This window comes from Nostoc sp. (assembly GCF_036919615.1).
Classification (GTDB): Bacteria; Cyanobacteriota; Cyanobacteriia; order Cyanobacteriales; family Nostocaceae; genus Nostoc.
In genome coordinates, this window is sequence record NZ_JBALCN010000041.1 from 1 (window position 1) to 22,220 (window position 22,220).

Consider the following 22,220-nt stretch of genomic DNA (forward strand, 5'->3'; position numbering starts at 1 on the left):
CGATTGAATATGCTGCCATTCCTTAATAATCTTCTTTTTTACATCTTTTAAGTTTATGACTTTTGTGGCAGTTTTGATATCAAATTGCTGTAAGTTACATAATTCAACAATAGTATTCTTTTCTCTCTGGTAGTTCAAAAATCCAAAGCAGAGCTAGCATTTTGCTTAACGGTATTCCAGCATCGCTCATCCTGGTTAACGCAGTTCTGCGAAAGCTGTGGGTACTAACACCCTCAATCCCCAATCGCACACGGGTATCTCTGAGGATTTTGTGGTTAATGCTCTAACAGGGGTTTTAAGATATGAATCAATGATTTGAGAGAGCGCCCCTGCTGAGAAAAATTTTAGTGAGAGTGCATCACCTGTTTAAGAATCTTCTCGTTTTTCAATTTGTGTTTCTAAATCAGCAAGGATATCATGTTGTTCTCGAAAAACCCTTGGAGTGTGAGATAAACCTAAATCTGTAGAGAGTAAATCAATACCGTCGATAATTTTGGGTATCTGAGTTTGATCAACTTGCAGACCGAGAAAGCATTTCTCCCTGTAATCTGGTCTTCCCTGAAATAGTTTGATCGCTCTTTTTAAAGGGCGGATAACCTGATAGGCTTTTTCAGCCTTCTCAATTGATACTTGAGGGATTGGAGATTGTAGCCTGAGAATTGCTAGATCGATTAAATCTCTTGCCTCAACGCTGTCATCTGCGTAACGGTCAGAATTCGCCAGCAACTTAGAGGTAAAACAGTCATTGAAGCTTAAGCAGGGAACGGGTGACCACTTTAGATATCTTGGTGGGTCTAGTTGAAAACGAGGTTCGGCAATAATTTCCGTTTTAATCGGCATATCATCCACAAAAACGATCATCCGAATTCCATATTGGTCAGTTGTGCTACGTCCAATTTTGATTTTACTTAAATCACTAAATAATGCTTCATGCCCACCATCAAATACCACTGTACGCAGGTGTTTGTACCCTTCTGTACCAACAGAAGCAATAAAATCAACGTCCTTACTCCAGCGATATTCATCAAACTCAAATGCAATAAGGGTTCCACCACCGAAGTAAGCAGAACCCTTCCTAAGTATTTCAGAATCTAAGCATTCAAGAACTGTGAGAATTTGATTATGGTGTTCTAATCTGAAGGTCATAAAGAAACTTGCAACCAGGATTTATAACGTCTGGCAAGTTCCTGAAGAAAATTGAGTTCCTCACCCTCAAGATTATTAAATAGGTTGTGATATTGCCAACCACGCTCGTAGCGACTCAGCATTTCTTCTGAAGTAAAGCGATAGACATCGGCAGTTTGCCAACAAATAGATTCCAGAAAAGGCAGCTTTTTGGGGACAGTAACAGGGTTAATTGTTGGTGTTGCGGTTGTCATAGCTCTTTTAATCAACCACTTTCGGCTTATTTTTATTTAGATTAGCACTGTGGGCATCCACTGGGCATCCACATTTAATTTTATTCTAACTATAAATTATCTGGTTTGGGATAAACTCTTCCTTTCCAAGCGCCGCCGCGCCCTTGCCAGTGACGTACTGCTGAGTCTAGAGTCATCAAAGTATAGAGAAAAGCGATCGCAGGTAAGCTCAACGCTAACCAAGGAGAACATTTATAAAAGCGGATCGTCGGGTAGTAAGCCAAGGCCATTAATAGCCATCCTAATAAACCTGTAAGTGCGATCGCCCAATTGCCCCAAACTGTACCCAGAATTACACACACAGGTGGAGCTATATAAATCAGAGGCATTCCGACTAAAGTTCCCAATAGTAGTAATGGAGAATAATTCAGTTGTGTATAAGCACTACGGGCAACCATATCCCAAATCGTCGCCAGCGAGTTATAAGGACGCAGACTCTGAGTCAATGTACTCAATCCTAGCCAGATCCGACCGGGGGAGGCGGGGGAGAAAGAAGAATTAGTTTGTCTTCCAATGTGCTTAACGGCATGAGCAAGGGCGCAATCGTCGATTAAAGCTTGGTGAATGACTTGAATACCCCCGATTCGCTCTAAAGCTGCACGGGCGATCAGAATAGATCCCCCAGCAGCTGCGGCTGTGGGATTGTTGGGATTATTGACCCAGCGGAAAGGATAAAGTTTTTGGAAGAAAAAGACGAAAGCTGGAATCAAAAGTTTTTCCCAAAAGCTTTCACACCTGAGTCGCACCATTATAGAAACCAAGTCTAAATCTTCTTGGACAGCTTTTGCAACCAGTCGGCGGAGATTACCAGGATCATGTTCAATATCTGCGTCGGTCAGCAAAAAATAGTCAGGTGCAAATAAATTGGCGCTGTTTATACCTTGCTCAACTGCCCAAAGTTTGCCCGACCAACCAGGAGGCAGTGAAACGCCAGAGATAATATGCAATTGCTCAGGTTTACCTAGAGCGTGTGCAACCGCTTTGGCAAAATTTGCTGTACCATCTGTACTGCGGTCATCTACCAAAAACACCTTTAAAGAACCAGGATAATCTTGGAGTAAGAGCGATCGCAATGTGGTTGGTAGTAATTCAGCTTCGTTACGGGCTGGAACCACCGCACAAACCATCGGTAACGACTGTAGCTGAGTTTCTGCAACCTCTAATTGCTGGTCTGTCCGCCAAAATTGTCCCCAAAAACACAGTAATCCCAACCAAATTGTCAAGGATAACAGCATCAATCCTAATACAATTACACCCATGAGCTATTGCAAATTCTCAGTAACTCAGACAGAATACTATGTCTACTGAAATAGAGGAAAAAATTTTTCATCGTATTGTCGTGTTCATAACTAGTGTTGAGTGTTGAGGTTAAATAGTATTTGATGCGAACACAAGACAGGGTAAAAGTCAATCAAGTTGCAGAAGCGATCGCAGCCAGTCAACAATATTTGCTTTCGATTCAAAATCCGGCAGGTTACTGGTGGGCAGAGTTAGAATCTAATGTCACTATCACTGCTGAAGTCGTCCTCCTCCATAAAATTTGGGGAACAGACCAAGCAAGACCATTGCACAAAGTTGAAGCCTACCTACGTCAACAGCAACGTCAGCATGGCGGCTGGGAACTTTACTACGGTGATGGCGGAGAACTTAGCACCTCGGTTGAAGCTTACATGGCGCTAAGACTGCTAGGTGTACCAGCAACCGATCCGGCGATGATTCGGGCGCAAGCCTTTATTCTCCAACAGGGTGGGATCAGCAAAACTCGGATTTTTACCAAGTTGCACCTAGCCTTGATTGGCTGCTACAACTGGCGCGGTATTCCCTCGCTACCAGCTTGGGTGATGCTGTTGCCAAAGGCTTTCCCCGTCAATATCTACGAAATGTCTAGCTGGGCACGTTCCAGTACAGTACCATTACTGATTGTATGCGATCGCAAACCTGTTTTGATCACCAACCCAACTATCAACCTAGATCAGCTATACGTAGAAGGTATTGATCAAGTCCGGTGGGAATTACCCCAGAGTGGCGATTGGACAGATTTATTCCTCACCCTTGATCATGGGTTTAAGTTAGCAGAACGCCTGAATTTGGTACCCTTGCGCCAAGAAGGCATCAAAGCTGCCGAAAAGTGGATTTTAGAACGGCAAGAAGCTACAGGCGACTGGGGCGGCATTATTCCGGCGATGCTGAATTCAATGCTAGCTTTGCGGTGTCTGGATTATCATCCAAACGACCCGATTGTGGAACGAGGTTTACAAGCAATTGATAACTTTGTTATTGAAACAGAGAATAGCTATCGGGTACAGCCCTGTATTTCACCCGTCTGGGATACTGCTTGGGCGATGCGTGCCTTAGTAGAATCTGGCTTTACACCAGATCATCCGGCTGTGGTAAAGGCTGGAGAATGGTTGCTGCAAAAACAAATTTTAGATTACGGAGATTGGGCTGTCAAAAATCGCCAGGGAAAACCAGGGGCTTGGGCGTTTGAGTTTGACAATCGCTTTTATCCTGATGTAGACGACTCGGCTGTAGTGGTGATGGCACTACATGTTGCAAAACTCCCTAATGAAAAAATCAAGCAGGCTGCGATTGCTCGGGCGTTAAATTGGATTGCATCTATGCAATGTAAACCAGGCGGGTGGGCTGCTTTTGATTTGGACAACGACCAAAATTGGCTCAACTCCATCCCTTATGGCGACTTAAAAGCCATGATTGATCCAAACACCGCAGATGTTACGGCTAGAGTTGTAGAAATGCTTGGTGCTTGTAACCTGTCAATTGATAGTTATAATTTAGAGCGATCGCTTAATTATCTTCTGCACGAACAAGAAACCGAAGGCTGTTGGTTTGGTCGTTGGGGTGTAAATTATATCTACGGTACCAGTGGCGTTTTATCAGCCTTGGCCTTGATTGACCCTCAAAGGCATAAACTCAGTATAGAACGAGGAGCAGCTTGGTTAGTTGGATGTCAAAACCCAGATGGGGGTTGGGGTGAGACTTGCCGTAGCTATGATGATCCCAGTCTCAAAGGAAAAGGAAATAGTACTGCATCTCAAACGGCTTGGGCTTTAATTGGTCTCTTGGCAGCAGGTAAAGCAACTGGTAAATTAGCTCTTGAGATCATTGAGCGGGGAATTGGCTACCTAGTGGCAACTCAACAGCCCGATGGTACTTGGTATGAGGCAGATTTTACAGGTACTGGTTTCCCCAGTCATTTTTATCTCAAGTATCATATGTATCAACAATACTTTCCTTTGATAGCTCTGGGTCGTTATCAAACAGTGATTTAGAATTTAGGAGACACGGTTAATCGTGTCTGTACAGGATTCAGAAGTAAAATTTGGGAATTAAACATTGAAATTAGCAAATAGCCCGATTTTTCTATCAATAGTTTAGTAAATGAGCATTGAGAAATGGCTAAGAAAGTTGTAATTGTGGGTGCTGGTCCGAGTGGAGTTCTTCTGGCTCACTATTTGTTGCAACGTGATCAGGACTATCAGGTGGAAATTTATGAACGACGTAACGATCCGCGCTCAATTCCCCTATCAAAATCTAGAACATTTCCGCTTGTTATTAATCAGCGAGGAATTACTGCACTCAGCAATGTTAAAGGACTTCTAGAAATACTCAAATCTGCAAGTATTGAGAGTACCGGCTCCCTAAATCATGAGAGAAATGGAAAAACGCAATTAATCCCTCGGAATCAGCCTATTTACATTCTTGATCGGACTCAACTAATTATCATCTTATTGGAAACGCTGACCGCAAAATATAATAGCGATCGCCTCAAAATTTATTTTGAAAATCAATGCAATATGGTTGATTTTGAGACAAAAACAGTAATAATTTCAAACGTTGGTAATACAGATGATACAACAAATGTCACCGTTAATTATGACTTATTAATTGGTGCAGATGGAGCGCGATCGCAAGTGAGAGAGCAATTTCTCTCAACAGATGAATTTGAGGTGGAGCAAAAATATGTTCCCTTAGCTTACAAATCTATCTTTTTACCTGCGAATGTAACATCCCTCAAACCAGGCTACATTCATAATTGGAGAGGTGATGACGGAATCGCAGCCATACTGGTGCATCGTATAGACGGTTCACTGAGTGGAACCGTTAACTTTCCCAGAGAGAATAACCTGGTTGCAAATTTTTCTACTACAGAGGAAGTATCCCAATTCTTTAGCGAGCAGTTTCCAGAAATTGCTCAGATTTTACCAGAATCGGAAGCTGAAGCATTTTTAAATCGACCCATCTCAAGCATTATAACAATTCGTTGTAATCGTTATCATCATGGTGATAGTGTGCTACTGATTGGTGATGCAGCTCACGCCACTTCTCCTTCGCTGGGTCAAGGTTGCAATGCTTCCTTTGAGGATGTAGCTTTCTTTGATAAGTTATTGGATGAATATTCTGATGATATTGCCAAAGCGATCGCGCAATTTTCTCTACGTCGAAAGCCAGATGCTCATGCCTTAGTTAAGCTAAGTGACAATGCCTATCCATTAGCCGATAAACTGCTATTTTTAGACTTTTTTATCAGATTGCGATCTGCTCAAATTTTGCATCAACTATTTCCTAAATACTTCTCCTCCTCATTCTTGCAACTCCTTTCTGAAACCACGGTTCCCTACTCAGAAATTTTGAATATCTATAAGAATTGGATTGCAAAAGTGAAGCGAGCAAATGAGAAGTTTTTACGTAATTGATGCGGCTAATAACTCCTAAAGGAAAAAGAGAACCTGGGGGAATATCCAGTCCGGTATTGAGGATATTGCCTTTTTTAAAGGTACGATTTACCACAGTTATATCTCTATCTAAAGTGACTTACAGATTGTTGTATGCTTACCACCAAGTGAGGCGATCGCTTTCGTTAAGTTTGCGATATTCAGTGGTTCATCCAAAGCACCAGTAATATCAGTTAATAAAAATCTGTTAAAGTTCTAATCTACGTTTTTCATCTGTTTGGGAGAATATACCATAACAATCAACTTAAAAATGCAAGTGTTTCCTAGCTTGAAAAAACAAAGGTGAGGCATAGCCCCACCTCCGATTACTAACTCAAAACTGTTACAGCACCCCTTTGAAGAAAGTCATTAAATCCTCAATGTTCAGTGTGTGAACTAAATCTAATACTTCTGTTGCTTTTTCAGAAGGTATAAGGCAAGCATATTTAAATCAATCAAAAGACAGATAAAACATCGTCATCCGGAGACTAAAAAAGTAGCCTCAAGCAGCCGAAAAAGTTGAAAATTTCAGTTCAAAAGTGCTAAATTCCGGTCCCTGCTGCTTCGGCACCCAGTGGCGAAACATAATCACGGAAAAGAGTAATCTGTTGCTCAAACTCTAATAATTGAATTTTGCCAAACAACGGTTTAGATTCTGAGGGAAGTTCATAATCAGAAGGTACAGGAATGATAGTACCATCATCCATACCTTGAGATAATCGATACCAAAACAGTAGCTTAGTGGTATCACCCAAAGAACCATATTCACGAGAAATTTCGGTATCCACTTTATTAATCAAGTCACGCTGAACTTGTAATTGTTGTTCGTGGGATAATTCCTTAACTTGATTAAACAAACCTTCAGCAATTTCTGGGGAAACAGTGCTGGCACCAGGCGCAGCTGGCGTAATTGAGCCACCCATTTCTTTGTAAATAAACCAAAATAAAGCAAGCTGTTGATCTACACTTAAATTTTGCCAAGCTTGAAGATGTTCACGAATAGTTGGATCGTTAGTTTGCGTAGATGTCATTATTAACTCCAATTTTGATTTCTCAGTGTCATGGACAAAGTTATCAAATTTACATTTGGAGTTTTACCCTACTGAAGACAGATGTTTTGGAATCATAAAGAAGAACAATTAGAAACAGAACATAAATCGGGTAGAGGCAATACGGTTTGGATAAGATCCCCCCGCCTGCGGCGACCCCCTTAAAAAGGAGGTAAAGATTCAGAGAAAGCCCCCCTTAAAAAGGGGGGTTGGGGAGATATCCGAGAGACAAACATGTTAACCGAACCGGATTGCGAGTGGAGGTTTTCGACGCTGTGAACTTCTCCTTCCTTTCTCTACAAGAGGCTGCACCAACAGGATACGCAAGGAACAGGGGAGACCCCAAGACCTTCTAGTGACGCTTGTGTCAACGCTCGATAGTGTCCCTTGGGCGTCTTGTAGAGAAGCATTTTTGCTCAATTCTAACTTCTGAATATTTTCTTTTTAACATATATTTGTGCAAACAAAGTTAATTACATCTGCAAGTCCTGACTGAGTTTTCAAATTAGTAAAAATAAAAGGTTTGTCGCCACGCATTTTTTTAGCATCTCGTTCCATCACACTTAAATCTGCACCGACATAGGGTGCAAGATCAGTTTTGTTAATCACCAACAAATCAGACTTAGTAATGCCGGGGCCACCCTTGCGAGGAATTTTATCGCCAGCCGCAACATCAATGACGTAAATCGTTAAATCCACCAATTCTGGACTAAAAGTAGCAGCCAAATTATCGCCGCCACTTTCCAAAAAAACCAAATCTAAATCGATAAAACGTTCCTCTAACTGTTCAATTGCCGCCAAATTTATCGAAGCATCTTCGCGGATAGCAGTGTGAGGACAACCACCAGTTTCTACACCTAAAATGCGATCGCTTGCCAACGCTTGAGAACGCACTAAAAACTGAGCATCCTCCTGAGTATAGATATCATTCGTCACCACTGCAATTTGATACTGCTCACGCAATCCCTTGCACAAAGCATCCACCATAGCCGTCTTCCCTGAACCCACGGGGCCAGCAACCCCCACTCGAAATGCATTCATAAGTCATACCATTTTGGATTTTAGATTTTAGATTTTAAATTGTTTAACAGGACTTATATCATGTCCGTTTGATTACTGATTAAATCTAAAGAACCCTACCCCGCCAAAGCTACGCTTCGTCTCCCCTCCCCGCTTGCGGGGAAGGGTTGGGGGTGGGGTTCTTTTATTATGGGTAATTTGGCAGACATGATATTACGCACAGGTAATGGAAAATCGAACCACAGAGAACGCAGAGGACACGGAGGAATAAGAGTTTGAGAGGTTTTTTGCTTAAATCCTATTTAATCCAAAATTTAAACATTGTAAATTCTTCTGCTCCTAACTCCTAAACAACCTTGTATACTGCGTTTCATGCTGCATACTCGCCAGCGACAAACCCCAACTACAACAAGCGAGTTGGTCATCCTCCAACGCTAGAATTTCTAACGCCGCAGCGCTAAATAATGGTTGCAAATTTAGCAATAACTGCTGTCCTGCTGTTTGTCCAAGAGGAATAAGTTTTACCCCAGCAGTAATCAAATTACTTGCCCAACTATGCAGATATCCGAGTAATGCGGCTTTGATACTGATTTGCCAATGGGCAACGGCAATGCCAAAAGCGATGGCATAATTACAAGGATTACCTACAGTATTGGCAATAGGTATAATCTGCGGTTCTAGTTTACCAAGTAATTGGATCAGCGATCGCCCCATCTGCCAACTAGAAGCGCGTAATTCTTCTGTTTCTCTAGCAGCAGATAACCACAGATTCCAACGACATAGCAACTCAACATCACCTATTTTTGCAGCTTGCTCAGATCGTACCATCACCGCCGCCTCTAACCGAATTGCCCCGCAGAGCAACTCCGCTTTTAGCCAATGTTGGAGATGTACAGAGTTTGTAATTATACCATTTTCCACCAGCATTTCCAAGCCTTCAGAATAGCTATATGCTCCCACAGGCAAAGCGGGGCTAGCCAACTGCAAAATACTTAAAAGATGGCTATCAGTGAGCATGATGGTATTGTCCATAAGCTCCCAATTCTGGCTGAAACGGTAAAATTTCTTCTTTAACTTCTAACCCCAATTGTTCCAACATCGGGCGTAAAACAGAATCTGAAGACAAGCGTAAATAAGTCGGAGTAATTTCTACAGGTACATGGCGATTTCCCAGATGATACGCCGCCCGTAGTAATAAAAGTGGTGTTTGGGCAAAGGCAGTCAGCACGAGTTCTGGTTTTGCAATAATTCTGATTAAATTGCTATGGGTTTCTTCTTGCAGAATATCGCCATCGTGTAAGACAGTTCCTCTGGGTAAATGCAAAAACACAACCTTACCATCTTCCATTTCAAAGCGATGATGACTGCGGGTACGTTCTTCTGATGTCAACACCAGAGTAAAAGTGACTGCGGCATTGCAATTAGGTGGTTTAAGTTGGGTAAATGTCAGCATACAAAGTTTTGCCTGATTGACCAAAATGTGGTCAGTTCAACAAGACTGACCGCTTTTTTCTCTGTTTAGTCTAAACTCCAGTAAAAGGGCTACAGTGCCCACCCTACAAAAATTGCAATAAAGCAACAGTTAGCTACGAACTTTGGTAAGGATTTTTTGAGAATAGAACGAAGCTGATTCTTGGTTTTTAGCACAATCTTGGGCAAACTTAATCAAATGATGTCCCACAAGTCCAACATGAATTAAGTTTTCAATATTACCTGCTTTTAATGCTGGCTTGGCCATTTTCCAGAAAGTTTGACGATAGTTACTAAATATACCTATTCGCACCAAAATATTCGCTAAATAAGTTAAACCTTTGCGAATATTAGCTCCAGAGGTGCGAGCCGGGCTGTTAGGTATTTCAATGCGGTTTGGATAAGTGTGTTCCATGTTGTAAGCGAAGCGCTGATATAAAAATTCCGGCTCATAAGCAGTTGTGATGCAGCGCCGCCACATCTCAAGAACTTGCTCGTAGGGCATCAAAAACTCAACATTTGATTCACGGCTTTCATCAAAGACAAGTCGCCCTTCTGCTTCTAACCTCCGCCATAAAGGAGTTCTTGGTAAAGCATGAAGTAGGTTAATTGTCAACGTGGGAATTTGGGATGCCTGAATAAATTCGAGAATTCGGTCTGCTGTTTCTGGTGTATCTGTATCTAACCCAATGATGATTCCTGATACTACTTCCATGCCATAGCTATTTAAAATCTGAATCGCTTTTAAAATCGGTATACTCAGATTTTGGTCTTTGGAAATAGCATGGAGAGCCTGTGGTTCCGGTGTTTCAATCCCACAAAAAATTGTGCAGAAATAGGCTTCGCGCATCATCTCTAGCAGTTTTGGACTTTGAGCTAGATTGAGCGTTGCTTCACAGGCAAACTGGATGGGGTAGCCGTTGCGTTTTTGCCAGTCAATCAGATGAGGAATTAACTTCATGGCGGCGCGGCGATCGCCAACAAAGTTATCATCGACAAAATACACTGCCCCCAGATTGCCAGATCGCCGCATTGCATCTAACTCCGCGACTACTTGCTCTGGTGTTTTCATCCGGGGACTGTTGCCATAAAGTTCTGGAATATCACAAAACTCGCAGCGATAAGGGCAACCACTAGAAAACTGCACATTTGCCAGGAAATAATCATTGATATTCAGCAAATGATAAGCTGGAGTGGGAAACTCTGTTAGGGGTAAACGTTCCTTGCTTTCAAAGCGAATTTGGGCTTGGGGACGTTCCAGATTTTGGTCGAGATATTCGATCATGCGATCGCTTCCATCTCCCAATTCACCCAAATTTAAAATATCAAATTCAGGATAATATTCTGGGCAACCAGATACTGAGGGGCCACCCACCACTGTAATTTTGCCGGCTCGATGGGCAAGTTCATTAATTTGATTAATCTGTGGTTTTTGGATATGCATTCCACTGACAATCACCACATCAGCCCATTGGTAATCACCCCTAGTTGCCGATTTGACATTCTCATCAATAAACCGGACTTCCCATTCTTTAGGTAAGTAGGCAGCCACAATTAAAATACCTTGGGGTGGCATAAAAGCCCGGACACTACCCATGAGTGGGTAGGCGTGATGAAAAGTACCAAAAGAGCGGCTGTACTTAGGAAATATACACAGAATGCGTCGATGGTGCGAAGGAACGTAGCGGGTTCCTTGAGTGACAGCAGCAATTTTGGAATCGGCCGCTATATGAGTTGGGTTCTTTAAAGACTCTAAATTCACAGTCATCGCAAATTTCACCCCGAAAAACTGAGCAGCTAACTTGACAATTTATTGACATAATCAGCTGTAATTCCAACTAGCTTACCAAAGAAAGGCAGGAGGCAGAAGTCAGGGGGATTAAAAATATAGTTTTGCTCAAAAGGCAAAGTCCTCTGCACTTTGCAACCTGTTTAGAGCAAGTAAATTTATTTATGGGCGATCATAGCTGTCTTCTGCCTTGTTGATCGTGATATTTCAGGAGTGTTGAACTGGTAAAATATAAGATTTACCCTAGAAATGCAAACTCAATTGGTTGGCAAACAACTGTTATGGAAATCGGAATAGAGCATAAAAAGAGAGATTTTCATTTTTTGTTGTGTCCAACTGAGTATGGGCGTCTATCATGAATTTGATTTACTTTCTTTTACGTTCTTCTTGGGGGATGGTGGCGATCGCGATCGCTACTGGATTCCTCAGTGGTGGTAGTAGTGCTGGGTTGATTGCTTTAATTAGCAGTACTGCAAGTAGCAGTAGTAGTTCCCGGCTCACATCGATAATTTGGGGTTTTGCGGGGCTAGCAATTGTTGCCCTGATTACCAGTATCATTTCTCAAGTGATGCTGATTCGCCTTTCTCAGAATGCAGTTTTACAATTACAGATGCATTTGAGTCGCCAAATTCTCGCTTCCGAGTTGAGTCACCTGGAACGCTTAGGGAATCCTCGATTATTGGCAACTCTCACAGAAGATATTCAGGCGGTTGCTAATGCTGTTTATCAGATGCCTTTTATCTTTATTAATCTAGCGATCGTCCTGGGTGGTATAGCATATATAACCTGGCTATCTTGGTTAGTACTGCTGATGGTTTGTGGTATTTCAGTAGTAGCGATCGCTAGTTGTCAGTGGTTACTTAACAGAGGAGGGAAATTGCTAGCCCTAGCTCGTGAAGATGAAGATCAGCTGTTTAAACATTTTCGCACCATTACCGAAGGAGTCAAGGAACTCAAACTAAACTACAAGCGGCGGCAAGACTTTTTAGAAGAAAAACTGCAATCAACTGCTAGCGAGTTCCGTCATCACAACGTTAAGGGTCTAACCCTTTTTGCCACAACTTCAAGCTGGGGTCAGATCGTATTCTTTTTTGCCCTTGGTTTTGTACTGTTCGCGCTGCCTAATCTGCTTACTATCAATCCCCAAACTCTCTCTGGCTACATTTTGACCTTGACTTACTTGGTGTTACCAATGGATAACATCATCAGCAAACTTCCCCTATTAAGTAAAGCCAGCATTGCCTTGCAAAAAATCGAGTCACTAGGTTTATCTCTAGCTAGTCGAACTGAAATATCGACTGTTCCATCTGCTCTGAAATCTGACTGGCAGAGCTTGAAATTTAAAAGTGTTACCCACATTTACTACACAGATCAAGAAGACAATAGTTTTATCTTTGGCCCCATCGACCTGATACTCTATCCTCAAGAATTAGTTTTTATTGTCGGCGGGAATGGTAGCGGAAAATCTACATTAGCGAAACTAATTACCGGACTTTACATCCCTGAAAACGGCGAAATTTGCTTTGATAATCAGTTAATTAGCGAACAGAACCGAGAATGGTATCGCCAGCATTTTTCCGTGGTATTTTCCGACTTTTATTTATTTGAAGAACTTTTAGGATTAAAAAATTCTCACCTGGATACTCAAGCCACAAAATATTTAAAACAACTGCAACTAGACCATAAGGTGAAAGTTAAAAATGGGCAACTTTCTACAACTGCTCTTTCTCAAGGACAACGGAAACGACTAGCTTTGCTCACGGCGTACTTGGAAGATCGACCAATTTATCTATTTGATGAGTGGGCAGCTGATCAAGATCCAGTATTCAAGGAAATATTCTACACTCAACTTCTACCAGAACTGCGATCGCGGGGCAAAACAGTGCTGGTGATTAGCCACGACGATCGCTATTTTCATTTAGCAAACCGAATTATAAAACTTGACTATGGACAAATAGAGTATGACAAAACTTAACCCAATACGCTTGGGTTAATATCGTTTCACTTTAATTGATTCATAAGGCGCTTTTTTACCGCACTGCCAGCACCGAGGATGTACTGGAGAAAACATAACACTCTGCTTTTACCTAGATAATCAAACTGAAAAACCAGATTATTACTATTGTGTAGAACATGCACCCAAGCATGGCTTTTGTTACAGCTGTGGTTGTTTCTGGTCTGGGGTCGAGCAGTTTGATTTTGCTACAGCCTGGGGTGGGATTGAAGAGCTTTGTGAAAATTGTGATGTAGAATTTCGCGCTGATTTAGGCGAATTTGATGATGATGACGACTATGAAGAAGAGTTTGATAGTCGCTACGCTTATTGGGGTTAAGTGCGATCGCTATAACGCGTGGGAACGCCATCACACTTACTAAACCTGGTAACAAGTATATTTAACTGAAAGTTTACTATAGCTAGGAATAAAGCGAAAAACTCAATCATTAAACTCTTGACATCAACTTAGCAATTTGCTAAGTTGATGTTCTATGACTACCCACATATGAAGAGGACGTTTCATGAGCTTTATTCTGAAAAAATTCATTTATTATGCATATCATTTCCAATACAGCATTAAAACTTTTTTATGAAAAGTATCCTGATGCTGAATCTAGTTTACGTGGTTGGAACAAAGTTGCGAAATCAGTCAAGTGGCAAAATATACTTGAAGTTCGTCAAGCTTTTAACTCTGCGGATCAAGTAGGTGAACTTACAGTTTTTAATATTCAAGGAAACAAGTATCGCCTTATTACTTACATTGACTATCAAAGTCAAAAAGTATTTATTCGCAACGTATTAACTCATGCAGAGTACGATACAGACAAATGGAAAAATGACCCTTGGTTTGAATAAACACCCTACCTATATTGAGCTACTGCAAGCATTTCCTCCTCGTCCTATTAAGAATGAGGAGGAGCTATTTGCTACACAAAAAATTATTAATTCTCTGATAGACAACGCCCCATTAACATCAGATGAAAAAGACTATCTTAATGTTTTAGGCACTCTAGTTTATGAGTTTGAACAAACGCAAGAGCCTATACCTGATATTTATGGAATAGATTTACTTCAGGTTTTGATAGAAGAAAATGGACTACTCCAAAAAGATTTAATACCCATTTTCAAAACAGAATCTATTATATCGGCCATCTTGAAAAAGCAGCGTAACTTAACAACTAGACACATTGAAGAACTGGCGAAATTCTTTCACATTTCACCTGCTGCCTTCTTCCCAAATACTCTTGAATAACTTGTTATTGATTGAGTATAAAAGTGTGATGGCGTTACCCGCCTGCTGAAGCCATCGCCTACACCGGACGGGTAACGCTATCGTACTCCCTAAACCTGGTAACAAGTTTAGAGCAATTATAATCAGCTAGGGGAAATGTCACAGCTTGCCCCTTCTCAGATAAGGAAAACCAATATAAATTACCTGAAAGCCGCTTGCTCCTGTTCCTAAGCGGCTTTTTCATTGATAAGTTTGGCTTAAGTGGTGTGGTTTGAAACCGGCAACTATCAAGCAACGAGCCGGCTGTAAGGGTTGTGGGGATTGTGGGACAATAAAAAGATATGAGCGTGCTGATTCCTAAAATTTTGGCAATTCTCGACACAGTACCAAAGGGTACAGCCACGGTGGTGAGTGAATAAAATATCATCTAGGTATTGAGCCGACACCGAAATCAAGATTGTGAAATTGACTCCGAACTGAATGGCACTAAGAAAAACCCAAAGGCTTGTGTTGCCTCGTTAAAAGTCTTAAGACTCTTAATGTATTCCGAGAGGGCTGCTGCCTCTTGTCAAGAAAGAGAAGGCGGAACCTTTCAGGACGGGATAAGAGTCTTAAGACTCTTAATCAGTCAGGGCAAGGGCTGTATAATAACTTAGTGCTATTCGAGTCAGAGACTTCTTTTCAAGGTAATGTCTCAAAGCATTCTCGCTACGACAGCCTATTCCCTGGCAATAACTATATCGTTGGACTTAATAACGGCATAAGCCTCTTTCCCCTCAGACAAATCCAACTCTTCTACCGATACTCTGGTGATAATTGAAGTTAACTCAACTTTGTGAACAATCTCCAGCGTCACCTCACTATTAACGGCTCCTGTGACAACTCGCTTAACAATACCCTTGAGAATATTGCGGGAGCTAACTTTGAGTGGTTTCTTTTGAATACTAATTTCTATCTCAGGCTTTTGAGTGTAGATATCTTCCTCTTCTGTGTTTATGGTTGGTAGCAAATTTGATGGTGAAGAGTGTTGATTAAGACCACGTACCAATTCCCGAAGAATCTCGGTCTTGGTTCGCTGAGACTGGCCACAAAAGTCTTCCAAAATCTTTCGCTCCTCTTCTGAGGTTTGGAATGTCACCCACCCTTGTTCTTTTCTAGGCATAATTTTACTGATATAGTTGGGAAAATCTTGGTATTATTGTTACGATTCTACCTAGCATCAATTTTAGTAAAAAAACCTCTCAAGCACTTTTTGTATGAAAAGAAGACAAATTTTTGGCTTTCTGGGTATAGCAATTGCCGGCTTGCTGCTAGCGATTGGTTTACCGTTGGTTACTCCTTCTCCTGTAATAGCACAGTCAAACACCAACATACTTGTGTCCGCAGCTGCCAGCTTAAAAGATGCGCTAGAAGAAATTAAACCTTTGTACCAACAAAGTAAATCAAATATCAATATTAGTTATAACTTTGGGGCTTCTGGTGCCTTGCAGCAACAGATTGAGCAAGGTGCGCCAGCAGATGTCTTTATTTCTGCTGGCAAAAAGCAAGTGGATGCCTTGGAACAAAAAGGACTGTTGCTACCAGATACCCGTACTAACTTAGCAAATAACCGTCTAGTCTTGATTGTGGCTCAGGATGTTGTTGGCATCAGTAGTTTCTACAATTTAACAGATAGTAAGGTTAAAAAAATTGCGATCGGTGAATCTAGAAGTGTACCCGCAGGGCAATATGGGGAAGAAGTATTAAAGAAATTGAAAATTTATGATCGAGTTAAGTCAAAATTGGTCTTTGCTAACAATGTGCGTCAAGTTTTGGCAGCAGTAGAAAGTGGCAACGCCGAAGCGGGTTTGGTTTATGCTACTGATGCCAGAATCTCCAAGAAGGTAAAAGTCGTAGTCGCTGCTGACGAGAAATCTCACTCACCGATTGTCTATCCAATGGCTGTACTCAAGAGTAGTAAAAATACTTCTGCTGCGAAAGAATTTGTCCAGTTTTTATCTGGCAGTCAAGTCAAGACTGTACTCAAAAAATATGGGTTTATCGTAAATTAAAAGGTTTAAGACCCGTAACGTCAACATGTAGCTCATCCTGAACGGTTAGGCTCCAACTCCGTTCAGTTACTCTGCGGGATCTTGCTACAGTCGGGATTTAAAGCGTATGGTAGAGAGCGTCTGGAGTTTCCCCCGTTCGCGCAGGCACAAAGCTGCTTGAAAGCCTTGATTTTAGTACGGATGCAAACTTCAAAAAAAGGACGCAACTATGACTGTTACTCTTCTTAACCGAATGGAACTAAGTTAAGACATAGCCCTTGCCCTAACTGGTTCCCAGCCTCTGGACTGGTGGAACCCATCCTGGGAGGCTCTGCCTCCTCTTTCTTGACCAGAGGCAGAGCCTCTGAGAATACATTCCCAGTCCAAGGCTCTTAACGAGGTGATACAAGACTTTAGGCTTTTCTTAGTGCCATTGGTTCAATCGGCTTTCTTCAGCAATACGATACCGGCCCTGAAAAATTAGGGCACGTCGCTATGTATGTGCATGATGTCCATAAATATGTTGATTTTTATCAAAATATGTTAGGCTTCCGCGTGTCTGACTAGCTCGAAGATCGCTTTGTCTTCATGCGATGCAATCCAGTTCACCAGACTATTGAATTTTTTCCAGTCTAAACAGCAAAAAATTTTCCACATTGCCTTTCAATTATGAGACTGGGCACATGTGCAAACCGCTTGTGATTTTTTGGCAAAGCACAACATTACGCCTCTTTGGGGGCCAGTACGCCACAAAATAGGACATAACATCGCTACGTATCATAAAGACCCCGACATAAAACATAGTCGAAGTATTTACCGAAATAGATTAGGACTTACGCAAAAACCTCTCAAACTCTTATTCCTGCGTGTCGCGCCAGTTGCAACTCCTGCGGGGAGACGCTGTGCGTAGCTTGCTTCTCCGTAGGAGTACAAGTCTCTTAACCGCAAGGGCGCACTGGCTTCTCTGCAGACTCTTTGGTAGCCTGCGGCAAGCCGCTTTGCGTCTACGATTTTCCGTTGCTTGTGCGTAAGTCCTATAGATATCACGCTCAACGAAGACTTAGGATATTTTGAACCCTGGACTTGGCACGAAGATTTTCCTCAAAGACCGAAGATCGCAGTTTTACCCCCTGGTTACATTTTTGAGAGTGCATAAAAAATCAAAGTAGTCGTAAGGAGTTGATGAAGGGGTAACAACAACCTCTTCTTAATTACATCAGACTACATTCAACACAAAGAATTCTAAATAGGAGATTAAATCCATGACAACTATGAATAAGCAAGAACTGAAACCGATGAAAAAGTTCGTCATCCGCGAAGCTGAAACTCTCAAAACTACACGACCAGCTTACTACGGTCATTGCTCTTGTTGGTAATGGTATATAAGTAGTGATTATCTGAGCTTCAGCCCTTGCTGAGTGAGACTTTCAGACGCTGGGTTCACTACATATTTACCACTACTCTTTTGTAAATTCTATTAATCATAGGATTTACAAATCAGGTTTCTTGAAGAAAATCTCCTGTTGCAGGAATTGATTATTATTTGGAAACCCTGTTTTCTATATTTTGCCGGAACCGCTACTTTCAAGTAGCGGCTTCCACTATCTTTGGAAAAATATCAATGAGGCAATATACAAGCGATACTCTTGTTGCGGTTTACCCGTTTACTAGGCAACCAGAGGATGAGGAAGTTGTCATCGGACACCCGGAAACAAATTTATTCTTAGTGTTGCCATCTGATGCCGTAGAAATATTAGATTACCTGGCGGTAGGAAAGACGGTAGGCGAGACTCAGTTAATCTATCAGGAAAAGTATGGTGAACTTCCTGATATTGAGGATTTGCTCGATATTCTTGAGGGTAAGGGGTTTGTTAAACCTCTGCTCCAAGATGAAGGAAATCGCTCCCATGCTGTTATTAAGGCTACCTTTGCACCCCTGACTATCAAAGCTGCAAAGGTACGATATCACTTCGTAAACTTCCCGCAATCGCTTGCCCAAAAAATATTTAGCCGCCCTGTTTTGATTGGCTGTGCCGTTTTAGTTAGTTTAACACTCTTGGCGATCGCTTTTGACCCTGCACTTGTTCCTAGTTGGGAAGCTTACTTTTTCCCAGAAAATACCACGTTGATGATTTTGGTACTGGCTGTCCTCGATTGCGTAATACTTTTTTTACATGAAATGGCTCACTTAGTAGCGGCTCGTGCCCTTGGTGTTTCCTGTCGCATGGGTATCAGCAATCGGATGTGGATGTTGGTGGCGGAAACAGATATGACTGGTATTTGGGGTGTCCCTCGCAACCAACGCTATCTGCCATTCTTAGCAGGATCGTTGCTAGACACGGTATCTGCTGCTATCCTCACCCTGGTATTTTTGGCTCAAAAGCATGGGTGGATTGTTATGCCTCCAGTTGTTTTCCAACTGGGTAGCGCTTTATTGCTGAACTATTTACTAGGTTTGCTGTGGCAGTGCTATTTTTTCATGCGGACTGATTACTACTACGTTATTGCCAATTTCTTTAGATGTAAAAGCCTGATGAAAGATACCGAAGTATTTATCCGCAACCAGTTAGCGTGGGTGATTCGTCGGGTACGCAAGGTAGAACAGTCCCATATCCCAGCACGTGAACGGCGGATCATTCGCTTGTATGCAATTTTATGGCTTGTGGGTCGCACGGCTGCACTCGGTTCCTTGATTTTAATTAGCTTGCCTTTAATGTGGCACTACTGTGTAAAAATTGTCGCGGTTTTCAGCACTGGGTTTCAAGCTAACCCTTACGCCTTTATTGATGCAATGTTATTGATATTACTTGTCTGCATTCCCCATACCCTCGGCTTCGGGCTTTGGATTCGCAGTTTTTATACAAAACAAAGGTGAAATTTTATGGATTTAACTTTGGATTTAAGCAGTATACCAACAAGTCCTCTTCAAGAAATGAATAAAGTAGTTGTATTAGAAGCAGAATCTGGGGAATCGCGTCGTAACTGTTTGCAACAATGGCTCAATCAAGCTGAAGATCGGGGGGCGACTACTTGGTTGCTCAATTGCGACCATAATGAAGATGGTCCTTGGGCTGGGTTGAAGGATTTATTAACCGATATACTTCCCCAAGTTCAGGCGCAAGCAGCGGATTTGATTATCAAACACAATTATGAGTTAACCAGAGTTTTACCAGCCTTGCGGCGAACTATATCTGTGCGATATCCCAGCTTAACAGACATAGCTGCTCAAAAAGAGCAAATCCGCAACTACCCAGCAGACCGAGCATTTCGGATTATCCACGGAATTATTGATCTTCTCACTGCTTGGTTTGAACGTTCTCAAAATTCTCAGTGGGTGATTGCTTGCGATCGCTATGATTTTTCTGGCGGTTTGGTACGGATATTTTTTGCAGAATTGATGCGCCGTCGCAGTCAGCAGTTGAATTTAACTTTGCTGGTGGCAATCGCACCCGAAGCAAATCACAAAGATGTTATTGGTAAGTTTCAGCAACCAGTATTTAGAGCACATCCGCCTCAACTTACTTCCCAGTCCGACAACTAATATTTCCCCGCAAGAGATGGCTAGATTAGCTGGGAAACTAGAACAGCAACTGAAAAATGACTTAATTGAACAAGAGATTCACCTACCACGACTTATCCAGTATTTGCTATTAAGCAACCAACCAAAGTTGGCATTGAAATATCAAATCAAGGCTGCTGCAATCTATAACAGAAAAGGTTTTTACGAAGATGCTCTAGCGTTTGCTCAGGCTGCCTTGATACAGCGAGAGCGCTACTATCCGGAGGACATACAAAAGCGCTGGCTGATCCATTCTATGTTATACACCAGTTACGTAGCTCTGGATAAACCTCTAGAAGCCTTTGAAATCATGGAACGAGCCATGCAGGGAACGAACAATCCTGATAACCTGTTTCAAGGTTGCTTTATGATGGCAATGTTGTATATCCGCGAGTTGCAAGAACGGGACATCGTGAAGGCGGAAGCGTACCTGGAACGAGGTTTAGCAGAACTGGCTCGTAGCAATATACCAGAAGACGTAAAACTGTTTCAAAAAACCTTTAACTGTAACGGCATGGCACTAATCCGCTACCGCCAAGGCAGACACCAAGAAGCTGTAGAACTTTGCCAATGGTGCTACGAGCAAATTAATGCCCTCTTAAACCCGGAACAACATCTTCTTTATCGCTCAGTCTTACTTTTTAACATTGCTCAGGTTTATGATTTCATCGGCAATCACGAGGAAGCTATCGATTACTTTACAGCAGCGATGGTTATTGACCCCAATTACTCCGAGTACTACAACTCGCGCGGTAACTTGTATTTTAAGATAGGTTGCTTAAACGATGCCCTTGAGGACTATTTAAAGGCGATTGAGTTAAGCGCACCTTATCCAGAAGTTTGGGCAAATATCGGACAGTGCTATCGACGCTTGGGTAAAATGCCACAAGCAGTACATGCCTATTCCACCGCCCTCGATCTACAACCAAATCAGTTTTCAGTGCTAGTGGCTCGTGCTCAAGTATTTGATATGTTAGAGCAACCGCAGGCGGCGTTGGCGGACTATAATGCAGCACTAGCTCTAGATGCTAACCAACCTCTAGTATTGGCCAACCGTGCCATTCTGCATTATGAAGCCGGACGCTATCAAGAAGCTTTGAATGATTTGAATCAAGCGATCGCATGGGCACCTGAAACCGCCGATTTATACCAGAATCGGGCAGTCGCCTTTACCGCTTTAGAGCGAGAAGAAGAGGCAGCACAAGATTTAAAGACTTATCTGCAATTAAACTCTTTTGGGCAATGAGTCGAGATGCTTAATTGATTCCTTTAATACTTTCCAAACATTCTCTCAACTTGACTTGATCTATTTTTTTCGCAACGCCATGCCTGTGGCAAGGCTCTAAAAAGCGTCTACGCTATCACTGAAACATCTGTGGAAGCGTAGTTTTACTTTTTGAACTTCATCGATAATCTCTGATTGGGAAAAAGTATTTGCTCAAAAGCTAGGGTTTTTGCCAGATAAAGAAAACCGAGTTATTAATTTTGGATAAAGTCGATATCAGGGCGATCGCATCATGTCAATAAAAAAAGCATATTCTCAATATAGTTGAAAATAATTTCATTCAGGCTTGTTTATTCACAAAGAGTGAAGCGACGCCGAATAGCCCGCACTTCTCTACGTTCGCGCAGCGTGTCGCAGACAGACGCTCTTGCTAGCTTGCTTCCACGTTCGTGCTAGCGTCTCCCAAGGAGAAGTGGTACGACAAAGCTCAGTCACCAGAAAGAAAAAGGTACAAGCCCCTAAATTTATTTTGGTGGTTCTTAATCTTAATTTTGACTTTTGACTTTTGACTTTTGACTTCCCCAAAGGGTCTGACCATCGTAGACATCCTTTGAGTAGGGGAAAAGAAATCAAACGAGAAATGCTGATTTTTTCGTTGCTTCTTAACCTTATACCAATTCTATGTGAGGCTGCATAGAAC

19 protein-coding genes and 1 pseudogene are annotated in these 22,220 nt (G+C 42.0%); 10 read left to right on the forward strand and 10 right to left on the reverse strand.

Features of this window, described 5'->3' with window-relative positions; all coding sequences use genetic code 11:
* Positions 1-166: 166 nt before the first annotated feature.
* The 4 genes and pseudogenes from V7K48_RS12630 to V7K48_RS12645 all read right to left on the reverse strand — a co-directional run.
* Positions 167-241, reverse strand: a pseudogene (locus V7K48_RS12630) (site-specific integrase); the annotation flags it as partial.
* Between the two features lie 125 nt (positions 242-366).
* A complete protein-coding gene (locus tag V7K48_RS12635) occupies positions 367-1,146 on the reverse strand; it encodes a nucleotidyl transferase AbiEii/AbiGii toxin family protein (protein WP_335072876.1) in 780 nt (259 codons plus the stop codon).
* Positions 1,143-1,379: a hypothetical protein gene (locus V7K48_RS12640; RefSeq protein ID WP_335072878.1), complete on the reverse strand. Its 237-nt coding sequence runs from the start codon at positions 1,377-1,379 to the stop codon at positions 1,143-1,145. The genes V7K48_RS12635 and V7K48_RS12640 overlap by 4 nt, the downstream gene beginning before the upstream one ends.
* Before the next feature lie 89 nt (positions 1,380-1,468).
* On the reverse strand, positions 1,469-2,677 hold the full coding sequence (locus V7K48_RS12645; RefSeq protein ID WP_335072880.1) for a glycosyltransferase: 1,209 nt from the start codon (positions 2,675-2,677) through the stop codon (positions 1,469-1,471).
* A 123-nt stretch (positions 2,678-2,800) separates the two neighbouring features.
* On the opposite strand from V7K48_RS12645, the gene shc reads away from it, so the two are divergent.
* Positions 2,801-4,708: a squalene--hopene cyclase gene (gene shc / locus V7K48_RS12650; protein WP_335072882.1), complete on the forward strand. Its 1,908-nt coding sequence runs from the start codon at positions 2,801-2,803 to the stop codon at positions 4,706-4,708.
* 123 nt (positions 4,709-4,831) lie between these two features.
* On the forward strand, positions 4,832-6,133 hold the full coding sequence (locus V7K48_RS12655) for an FAD-dependent oxidoreductase (RefSeq protein ID WP_335072884.1): 1,302 nt from the start codon (positions 4,832-4,834) through the stop codon (positions 6,131-6,133).
* 560 nt (positions 6,134-6,693) lie between these two features.
* Here the strand turns inward: V7K48_RS12655 and V7K48_RS12660 are convergent.
* The 5 genes from V7K48_RS12660 to V7K48_RS12680 form a co-directional block, all read right to left on the reverse strand.
* A complete protein-coding gene (locus V7K48_RS12660) occupies positions 6,694-7,182 on the reverse strand; it encodes an orange carotenoid protein N-terminal domain-containing protein (protein ID WP_335072886.1) in 489 nt (162 codons plus the stop codon).
* 462 nt (positions 7,183-7,644) lie between these two features.
* Complete coding sequence (gene ureG / locus V7K48_RS12665; protein ID WP_335072888.1) at positions 7,645-8,241, reverse strand: urease accessory protein UreG; 597 nt, start codon at positions 8,239-8,241, stop codon at positions 7,645-7,647.
* Positions 8,242-8,559: 318 nt separating this feature from the next.
* Entirely contained in the window at positions 8,560-9,252 is a 693-nt protein-coding gene (locus V7K48_RS12670) for an urease accessory protein UreF (protein ID WP_335072890.1), read from the reverse strand.
* Positions 9,227-9,673: an urease accessory protein UreE gene (ureE, locus tag V7K48_RS12675; protein WP_335072892.1), complete on the reverse strand. Its 447-nt coding sequence runs from the start codon at positions 9,671-9,673 to the stop codon at positions 9,227-9,229. Before ureE ends, V7K48_RS12670 begins: the two co-directional genes overlap by 26 nt.
* Positions 9,674-9,802: 129 nt before the next feature.
* The gene (locus tag V7K48_RS12680) at positions 9,803-11,458 is read right to left on the reverse strand and encodes a B12-binding domain-containing radical SAM protein (RefSeq protein ID WP_335072894.1); all 1,656 of its coding nucleotides are present in this window, start codon (positions 11,456-11,458) and stop codon (positions 9,803-9,805) included.
* Between the two features lie 376 nt (positions 11,459-11,834).
* On the opposite strand from V7K48_RS12680, the gene V7K48_RS12685 reads away from it, so the two are divergent.
* From V7K48_RS12685 to V7K48_RS12695, 3 genes are all read left to right on the forward strand, one after another.
* Positions 11,835-13,454 (forward strand): cyclic peptide export ABC transporter, encoded by a 1,620-nt coding sequence (locus V7K48_RS12685; protein WP_335072896.1) that lies wholly within the window; start codon positions 11,835-11,837, stop codon positions 13,452-13,454.
* A gap of 573 nt (positions 13,455-14,027) precedes the next feature.
* A complete protein-coding gene (locus V7K48_RS12690) occupies positions 14,028-14,330 on the forward strand; it encodes a type II toxin-antitoxin system HigB family toxin (protein ID WP_335072898.1) in 303 nt (100 codons plus the stop codon).
* Positions 14,311-14,727, forward strand: a complete 417-nt coding sequence (locus V7K48_RS12695) for a helix-turn-helix domain-containing protein (protein ID WP_335072900.1) — start codon at positions 14,311-14,313, stop codon at positions 14,725-14,727. The genes V7K48_RS12690 and V7K48_RS12695 overlap by 20 nt, the downstream gene beginning before the upstream one ends.
* A gap of 697 nt (positions 14,728-15,424) precedes the next feature.
* Here V7K48_RS12695 and V7K48_RS12700 read toward each other — a convergent pair.
* Positions 15,425-15,868 carry a TOBE domain-containing protein gene (locus V7K48_RS12700; RefSeq protein WP_335072902.1) on the reverse strand — a complete coding sequence of 148 codons (444 nt, stop codon included), beginning with the start codon at positions 15,866-15,868 and terminating at the stop codon, positions 15,425-15,427.
* A 94-nt stretch (positions 15,869-15,962) separates the two neighbouring features.
* Between V7K48_RS12700 and modA the strand changes: the two genes are divergently transcribed.
* From modA to V7K48_RS12720, 5 genes are all read left to right on the forward strand, one after another.
* A complete protein-coding gene (gene modA / locus V7K48_RS12705; protein ID WP_335072904.1) occupies positions 15,963-16,757 on the forward strand; it encodes a molybdate ABC transporter substrate-binding protein in 795 nt (264 codons plus the stop codon).
* Between the two features lie 420 nt (positions 16,758-17,177).
* Entirely contained in the window at positions 17,178-17,303 is a 126-nt protein-coding gene (locus V7K48_RS35000; RefSeq protein ID WP_442949436.1) for a VOC family protein, read from the forward strand.
* Between the two features lie 1,054 nt (positions 17,304-18,357).
* A complete protein-coding gene (locus V7K48_RS12710) occupies positions 18,358-19,611 on the forward strand; it encodes a hypothetical protein (protein ID WP_335072906.1) in 1,254 nt (417 codons plus the stop codon).
* Between the two features lie 6 nt (positions 19,612-19,617).
* Entirely contained in the window at positions 19,618-20,277 is a 660-nt protein-coding gene (locus tag V7K48_RS12715; RefSeq protein WP_335072908.1) for a hypothetical protein, read from the forward strand.
* Entirely contained in the window at positions 20,204-21,541 is a 1,338-nt protein-coding gene (locus tag V7K48_RS12720) for a tetratricopeptide repeat protein (protein ID WP_335072910.1), read from the forward strand. The genes V7K48_RS12715 and V7K48_RS12720 overlap by 74 nt, the downstream gene beginning before the upstream one ends.
* Positions 21,542-22,220 lie beyond the last annotated feature (679 nt).

Coding starts and splice junctions, on each gene's coding strand:
- V7K48_RS12635 (WP_335072876.1), bottom strand. CDS start 1,146: ATGACCTTCAGATTAGAACACCATAATCAAATTCTCACAGTTCTTGAA.
- V7K48_RS12640 (WP_335072878.1), bottom strand. CDS start 1,379: ATGACAACCGCAACACCAACAATTAACCCTGTTACTGTCCCCAAAAAG.
- V7K48_RS12645 (WP_335072880.1), bottom strand. CDS start 2,677: ATGGGTGTAATTGTATTAGGATTGATGCTGTTATCCTTGACAATTTGG.
- shc (WP_335072882.1), top strand. CDS start 2,801: ATGCGAACACAAGACAGGGTAAAAGTCAATCAAGTTGCAGAAGCGATC.
- V7K48_RS12655 (WP_335072884.1), top strand. CDS start 4,832: ATGGCTAAGAAAGTTGTAATTGTGGGTGCTGGTCCGAGTGGAGTTCTT.
- V7K48_RS12660 (WP_335072886.1), bottom strand. CDS start 7,182: ATGACATCTACGCAAACTAACGATCCAACTATTCGTGAACATCTTCAA.
- ureG (WP_335072888.1), bottom strand. CDS start 8,241: ATGAATGCATTTCGAGTGGGGGTTGCTGGCCCCGTGGGTTCAGGGAAG.
- V7K48_RS12670 (WP_335072890.1), bottom strand. CDS start 9,252: ATGGACAATACCATCATGCTCACTGATAGCCATCTTTTAAGTATTTTG.
- ureE (WP_335072892.1), bottom strand. CDS start 9,673: ATGCTGACATTTACCCAACTTAAACCACCTAATTGCAATGCCGCAGTC.
- V7K48_RS12680 (WP_335072894.1), bottom strand. CDS start 11,458: ATGACTGTGAATTTAGAGTCTTTAAAGAACCCAACTCATATAGCGGCC.
- V7K48_RS12685 (WP_335072896.1), top strand. CDS start 11,835: ATGAATTTGATTTACTTTCTTTTACGTTCTTCTTGGGGGATGGTGGCG.
- V7K48_RS12690 (WP_335072898.1), top strand. CDS start 14,028: ATGCATATCATTTCCAATACAGCATTAAAACTTTTTTATGAAAAGTAT.
- V7K48_RS12695 (WP_335072900.1), top strand. CDS start 14,311: ATGACCCTTGGTTTGAATAAACACCCTACCTATATTGAGCTACTGCAA.
- V7K48_RS12700 (WP_335072902.1), bottom strand. CDS start 15,868: ATGCCTAGAAAAGAACAAGGGTGGGTGACATTCCAAACCTCAGAAGAG.
- modA (WP_335072904.1), top strand. CDS start 15,963: ATGAAAAGAAGACAAATTTTTGGCTTTCTGGGTATAGCAATTGCCGGC.
- V7K48_RS12710 (WP_335072906.1), top strand. CDS start 18,358: ATGAGGCAATATACAAGCGATACTCTTGTTGCGGTTTACCCGTTTACT.
- V7K48_RS12715 (WP_335072908.1), top strand. CDS start 19,618: ATGGATTTAACTTTGGATTTAAGCAGTATACCAACAAGTCCTCTTCAA.
- V7K48_RS12720 (WP_335072910.1), top strand. CDS start 20,204: ATGTTATTGGTAAGTTTCAGCAACCAGTATTTAGAGCACATCCGCCTC.